The following is a 6,581-nucleotide window of genomic DNA, read 5'->3' on the forward strand; positions in this document are numbered from 1 at the left end:
CACATCCAGGTGAAGGTCCGCGCCATGCCGGCCCCGCCCTGGCCCTTGCTCTGCAAGTCAGGCCGCATCGCGCCTGCCACCTCGCCGGCCGCCCATTCCGGCCAGACCCGGACCTCCGAATAGCCGGCCACCGCCCCGCGCTCATCAAAGTTGAGCGACAACAGCCCCTCGCCGCGCGCCTGCGCCGCCAGGGTCTTCTCGATGAAAGCCTCGACCGAGGCGAGCGTCAGAGGTTTGGGAAGCGAATAGATCCAGTTGCGAACGTCCGGATGCTCCAGAAGGGTCAGCAACGCCGATGCATCCCCGGGCTGCGCCATCCGGCTATGATGCGCCGTCGATGGAAGCTGCGTGACGGACCTCACCGCCGCGCGGATCGCCGCGTCCCGCTCAGCGCTCGTCCGGTTTCGCGTAAAAGGAAGCTCGCTCATGCGTCACACCTCCGCCCCTTATGGCAGGTCGGCGAGAAAAGCCTCGACCTCTTTCCTGTCTGGAATGGACGGTTGCGCGCCGGGCTTGGTGACGGCAAGCGCTGCCGCGGCGGATGCAAAGCGCAGCGCCTTGCCCTCATCCATGCCTTCGGCCAGCGCCACGACCAGCGCGCCGCAAAACGTGTCGCCTGCCCCCGTCGTGTCGATTACGGGAACAGTGAAGACGTTCATCCGCGCGACTTCCTTGCCGGCCCGATAGAGGACAGAGCCTTGCCGCCCGAGCGTCAGCGCCACCATGCCATCGCCGCGATGAATGAGGGCGCCATAGAAGTCGGCCTCGATTTCATTGACGATCAGCAGGTCGGCCCGTTCCAGCAAAGCGGCCGGCACAGGGAGGGCCGGCGCAAGATTGATCGCAAACAGCGGGGTCTCGATCTTGCCCGCTTCCATTACGGCCGGCACGGGCACTTCGAGCTGGCAGAGCACCGCGTCAGCTGGCCCAGCCCCTGTCACATCGCCGGAGCCTACTTCACCATTCGCCCCGCTCGCGACAATGATCTGGTTCTCGCCCCTGGCATCGACACCGATCAGCGCAACGCCTGTCGCAGCCTGCTCATCGGTGATGACGCCGGAGAGATCCACACCATCGGCTTTCAGCAGGGCCAGCGCCTCATCGGCATACGGATCATCCCCGACCCGGCCGATCATCGAGACCTCTGCGCCAAGCCGGCGCGCCGCAAGCGTCTGGTTCGCGCCCTTGCCGCCGGGGTATTGCGCAAAGCTCGCCCCGGTCACGGTCTCGCCGGGGGCTGGCAGATGCTCGGCGGAGGCGACCAGGTCGAGATTGACCGAACCGACTGTGATGATCTTAGGGGCGGCCATCAGCGATACTTTCCAAGCTGGCCGAGCATTTCGGAGAAGACGTCGTCGGCATCGGCTTTGTCATACCAGAGCACATGCCCGTCCTCGCGATATTCAGGCACGGTCTTGCCGAAACGGTCGCCCTCTTCGGTTACCACACTGACACGCGCCTTGCGCCCGTCGAACAGGTCCGGCCGGAGCAGCGCAATGATGGTCGACGGATCATGCAGCGGCGCGACCCGCGCCTTGGCCGCCACTTCGAGCCGGTTGGAGGCGGCGAGCAGATCCGCTGCCGCAATCGCCTGTCTCGAGCCGAGCGCCCGCACCCGCTCGACCTGCTGATCGCTGGTCCTGATCTGATGGGTCACATCAAGGTTCAGCACACGGACAGGCACTCCGATATTGAAGACGGCGTGAGCCGCATGCGGATCGGCGAAGACATTGAACTCGGCATGCGGGGTGATATTGCCGCCTTCGCTATCTGCCCCGCCCATCAGGACGATCTCCTTGATGCCGCGCGTGATGTCCGGCGCCATCACAGAGGCGAGCGCGATATTGGTCATCGGGCCGGTGATGACGAGTGTGGCGGGAAAGCCCTTGGTGGCGCGCAATGTCTTCACAAGGAAGTTCACCGCATGCTGGCGCGACGCGGGGATGCGCGGTTTGGGAAAGTCGATATTGCCGAGCCCTGTCGAGCCGTGGAAGTCCTCGGCCGTCACCGCATCGCGCAGCATCGGCACCGGCGCGCCCTTGCAAACCGGCACGTCCTTGCCGGCGCCGGCCAGCTCCCGGATGATCCGCGCATTGCGAGCCGTCAGGTCGCCAGGGACATTGCCTGCGACCGTAGTGATGCCGATGACGTCAAGCGTGTCGCTCGCCGCAAAGGCCGTGAGCAGCGCCACGGCGTCATCGAGGCCGGGGTCACAATCGATTATAATTTGTCTTTTTCTCATTGTATTAGAACAGAAAACCAGTCCGGGCGTTCCGGCAAGGGCTAGTCGTCACGCAGACGCGGCCTTAAGTGTCACTGCAGACAAGACGTAAGGAAACACAGAACATGTCCATCTCCACGAAATCCCTTGAGTACGAAGCCGGCGGCCAGACCTATGAAGGCTATCTCGCCATGCCGGAAGGCAAACCCAAGGCTGTCGTCGTGGTCGCCCATGCCTGGGGCGGGCAGGATGAGTTCGATCACAAGAAGGCCGATATGCTGGCGGAATGGGGCTATGCCGGGTTCGCCATGGACGTTTACGGCGTTGGCAAACGCGGTTCGACCAAGGAAGAAAGTCAGGCCCTGATGGAGCCGCTGGCGTCCAACCGGTCCGAACTGCAGAACCGTCTCGAACTCGGCCTGGAAACCGCAAAAAAGAAATCGGGCTGTGACCGCGCGGCGGCGATCGGCTTCTGCTTTGGCGGGCTCTGCGTGCTCGACATGGCCCGCGCCGGCATGGATGTCGATGCGGTGGCCTCCTTCCACGGCCTGCTCGGCGCCCCCGGCAACACCGATGGCCACAAGACGAAATCGAAAATCCTCGTCCTGCACGGCTGGGACGATCCGATGGCCAAGCCCGAAGACGTGATGGCCTTCACTCAGGAAATGACCGAAGCCGGCGCCGACTGGCAGATCCACGCCTATGGCGGAACCATGCACGCCTTCACCAATCCTGACGCGAACGATCCCGACTTCGGCACGGTGTATAATCCCGTCGCCGAGCGCCGCAGCCTCGCCGCGCTGAAGGATTATCTCGGTGAGGTGTTCAGCTAGACACAGCCATCCTGGCTCGCGCCTTCGTCCTTCGACTTCGCTCAGGATGAAGGCCTAATGTTCGTCAAGTAAGACCTCATGGTCAGCGAAGTCGAACCACGAGATCGCTTGTCACAGCGCCGCCCTAATCGCGCCCCGGCCGATAGGTCCGCGTCGCATTCGCCTCTACATCCGCGCGGTCGAGCAGCGCGGGGCGACATTCCTTGCCGGCGAAGAGCGGGGCCTGGTCATTATAATGCGGCGAGCTCTCATCCAGCGTCGCCGAGCCGAACTGGTGGATGACGGAGGCGGTCTGGTCACCGTCCTCGTCCCACTCGACCAGTGCGATCCAGGTGTCACCGGCCGAAGCATGCAGTTTGCCATCATCCCTGATCTCGGCGGGATAGATCGCCCGCAACGTATCGGGACCGCCATCCACGGGCAGGTCCGTCTCGCCGCGCACCAGCCGGTTTATCTCTCCCCACTCAGGGTCGATGCGGCCATAATGAGTGTTGAGGTAGTCGACGGCGTCCCGGAAAGCCTGAGCCGGAGGCGGCGGTTCAAGACCGGTAAATTGCGCGGTGATCTCCCGCATCACGGTGAGCCCGCCGAGCGCGGCATGACGGCTGTCGGCGCTCATATCGAGATCCCACGCGGCGAGGTGGCGGGCCGCAGCTTCTAGCTCGGCATCATCGCTCCAGTCCTCGGCGAGGACAGCGGCGACCACCTCATCGGCCTGCGAGCCCTCGGCATATCGGGTGGCGAATTTGATGGCGAGTAGCGCGTCGCGGCCGATCGGCGTTTCGCCATCGGTGAGCTCGATGATCCGCAATGACCGGCTCGTCTGGTTTTCCTGAAGCCCCATGGCTTGCGGGAAATCATCCGCCTCGAGATTGTCGGGGCCATCGGTCGCGGCATAAGGCGTGTTGTTGGAATTGAAGAGGAAGCCGCTTTCAGGGTTGATCAGCTTCGGCACATCGGCAAAGCCGCGATAGCCCTCCCAGATCAGGTCCGAGCGGTCGCCCGGCAGATCCTTTTGCCAGTCCCATCCTTCGAGCCGATCGGGATACTGGCCATTGTGGACAAAGGCGATATCGCCATGCCGGTCGGCATAGATGTAGTTGATGCTCGGCAATGCATTGAGCGACATGGCGTCGAGGAAGTCCTCAAGGTTGCCGGCCTGGTTGAGGCGGTAATACTGCTCGAGCTGGCCGATCTCGCCGCGCCCCGCATAGCGGATGGCATAGGTGCCATGGTCGGCTTCGATGACAGGGCCATGCTGGCTGTGCTTGAGGGTGCGCTTCGCCTTGAAGGCAAACGGGCCCCAGAGGCCGACAGGGATGGTCACGGTCTCGGTTTCAAAACGGGTCCATTCGCCGTCGAGACGGTACTGATTGGCATCCTCCGGATTGATCTCAAGCCGGTAGACATCGGCAAGGTCCGGCTTGTTGACCGTATTGGCCCAGCCGACATCGCGGTTGAAGCCATGCAGGATGAGCGGCGTGCCAGGGAAGATCCCGCCTGTAATGTCGAGGCCCTCTTCGGACACCAGATGGGCCTCATACCAGGCGACAGGCCCGGTCATCGGCTGATGGGAATTGATGAGGAGACGCGTGACACCATCGCCAGAGCGATCCGGCGAGACCGCAAAGGCATTCGAGCCGCGCTCCGGCTGGCCCTTGGGCACGGCATGGAAGGCCTCGCGCCCGGCAGACGGATCGAGCGCAATCTCGGCCCGGCGCTCATCGCCGAACAGCTCCAGCAGCGTCCCGTCGAGGCCATAGAAGAAGGGCGTCTTGAAGATAAAACCGGCGACAACGTCTTCGCCGGTGAACGGAGCGAGCCCCGCCCAGGTCGTCTCCGGGTTCTGGGAGGCATAGAGATTGAGCCCCGCGGCATAGGCCTCTGCAACCGCTTTCACATCGGCCGCCACATCGCTGTCATAGCGAGCGTCGATCGTGTCCCATACGCCGAGCAGTGCGACGATATAATCGGTCGGCGCGGCACCGGCCCCCTTGTAGCGAGCGAGGTTGCCCCGCGTCGCAGCGACGACCTCCTGTATGGTCTCGTAATCATCCTCTGCATGGGCATAGGCCACACCGAAGGCGACATCTGCGTCGCGCGCGCCATAGATGTGCGGCACGCCCCAGGTGTCGCGGATGATCTCTGCGTCATAGCTGGACGCTGCGGCTGCCAGCTCATCGGCCGGCGGATTGGAGCCGATCGGGTCCCAGAGCCATACCCCGGCGGCCACGACAGCCAGCAGAAGGACCAGGCCGAGCCATTTGAGTATCCGCATCGCCGGCTCCCTCCCGCAGCCTGCCGAAAGGCCGCCTGCCTAGTTCAGCACGTCCGGCGATGACAGCGTCGAGGTCCGCGCCGCTTCGGCCTCGCGCAGGAGGCGCAGCATGTTGCCGGACCAGAACTTCTCGATGTCCTCTTCGGAATAGCCTGCCTCCAGCAGCGCCGCCGTGACCTTGGGCAAATAGGTGATGTCAGTCATCCCGTCGACGCCGCCGCCACCATCCCAGTCAGCGCCCATGCCGACATGGTTCGGCCCGACCAGCTCCAGCGCATAAAGGGTCTGCTCCAGAAACTTCTCGAAGGTAGAGCGCGGCGCGGGGTATTGTTTGTCCACCTCGCGGCGCGCCGTGATATAGACTTCCCGTGTCTCGTCATCCATGTCGCCATATTCGCCATACTCCGCCGTCAGCTCTTCCAGCGCGGCAGTGCGCTCCTCGGACGGCTCGAGGTCTTCGAGATAGGCGCCGAGCGCATTCATCTGGATAACGCCGCCATCCTCTGCGATTGCGATGAGAAGCTCGTCCGGGATGTTGCGAAAGTGGTCGTAGACCCCGTCGACACCGGTATGGGACAGGATCAGCGGCGTTTCGGAGACCTCGATCATGTCGTACACCGTCTGGTCGGAGGCATGCGAGCCGTCGAGGATGAGGCCAAGCTCATTGGCCTTGCGCACCAGCTCCTCGCCGAGCGGGCTGAGGCCATCATAGCTGTCCGGGCGTGCATCGGTGGCGCTGTCTGCGAACTGGTTGTCGGCAAAATGAACAGGGCTCACCATGCGCAGCCCGCCAATGTAGAAGGTCTCCAGCAGCGAGATGTCCGTGCCCAGCGGATAGGCATTTTCCATGCTCTGATAGACAACGCGCTTGCTCTCATTTGCAATCCGTTCCGCATCATCCGCAGTAAAGGCGAGTTCGACTTCATCGGAATATTTCGCCGCCATTTCGCGGATCGCCATCTGGCGCAGCGTGGCGGCATTGCGGGCCGCATCATAGGAGCCTTCGTCCAGCGGGCCCTGCGCGGTGTAGATCACCCAGAAGCCCCCATCGAGGCCGCCTTCCTTCATGCGCGGCAGGTCGACATGGGTGCCGTCCTCCTCGAAACTTCCGCGCGCCGAAAAATCATAATCGGGCCTGTGGAAATAGGCCGGTGTGTCGAGATGCGTGTCCATGACGAGCATATCCTGATGCAGGCGCAGGACATCGGCAGACAAGCCCGCCGCCGAACTCGACGAGACAGTATGGGTG

Annotated in this window: 6 protein-coding genes; 1 reads left to right on the plus strand and 5 read right to left on the minus strand. The window is 63.3% G+C overall.

What is annotated here, in order from left to right:
• From WA989_RS08665 to WA989_RS08675, 3 genes are all read right to left on the minus strand, one after another.
• Window positions 1-428, minus strand: a 428-nt coding sequence (locus WA989_RS08665) for a hypothetical protein (protein WP_424340104.1), incomplete at its 3' end; no start/stop codon positions are given.
• 18 nt (window positions 429-446) lie between these two features.
• Window positions 447-1,310 (minus strand): ribokinase, encoded by an 864-nt coding sequence (locus WA989_RS08670; protein ID WP_424340105.1) that lies wholly within the window; start codon window positions 1,308-1,310, stop codon window positions 447-449.
• The gene (locus WA989_RS08675; RefSeq protein ID WP_424340106.1) at window positions 1,310-2,242 is read right to left on the minus strand and encodes a nucleoside hydrolase; all 933 of its coding nucleotides are present in this window, start codon (window positions 2,240-2,242) and stop codon (window positions 1,310-1,312) included. Before WA989_RS08675 ends, WA989_RS08670 begins: the two co-directional genes overlap by 1 nt.
• A gap of 104 nt (window positions 2,243-2,346) precedes the next feature.
• On the opposite strand from WA989_RS08675, the gene WA989_RS08680 reads away from it, so the two are divergent.
• Window positions 2,347-3,054 carry a dienelactone hydrolase family protein gene (locus WA989_RS08680; RefSeq protein ID WP_424340107.1) on the plus strand — a complete coding sequence of 236 codons (708 nt, stop codon included), beginning with the start codon at window positions 2,347-2,349 and terminating at the stop codon, window positions 3,052-3,054.
• A 124-nt stretch (window positions 3,055-3,178) separates the two neighbouring features.
• Here WA989_RS08680 and WA989_RS08685 read toward each other — a convergent pair whose 3' ends face one another.
• Window positions 3,179-5,332: an acylase gene (locus WA989_RS08685; protein WP_424340108.1), complete on the minus strand. Its 2,154-nt coding sequence runs from the start codon at window positions 5,330-5,332 to the stop codon at window positions 3,179-3,181.
• A 39-nt stretch (window positions 5,333-5,371) separates the two neighbouring features.
• The coding region (locus WA989_RS08690; RefSeq protein ID WP_424340109.1) for a membrane dipeptidase at window positions 5,372-6,581 on the minus strand (1,210 nt) is incomplete at its 5' end.

Origin of the sequence: Henriciella sp., assembly GCF_049649345.1 — a bacterium.
Taxonomy (GTDB): Bacteria; Pseudomonadota; Alphaproteobacteria; order Caulobacterales; family Hyphomonadaceae; genus Henriciella.

Coding starts and splice junctions, on each gene's coding strand:
- WA989_RS08670 (WP_424340105.1), bottom strand. CDS start 1,310: ATGGCCGCCCCTAAGATCATCACAGTCGGTTCGGTCAATCTCGACCTG.
- WA989_RS08675 (WP_424340106.1), bottom strand. CDS start 2,242: ATGAGAAAAAGACAAATTATAATCGATTGTGACCCCGGCCTCGATGAC.
- WA989_RS08680 (WP_424340107.1), top strand. CDS start 2,347: ATGTCCATCTCCACGAAATCCCTTGAGTACGAAGCCGGCGGCCAGACC.
- WA989_RS08685 (WP_424340108.1), bottom strand. CDS start 5,332: ATGCGGATACTCAAATGGCTCGGCCTGGTCCTTCTGCTGGCTGTCGTG.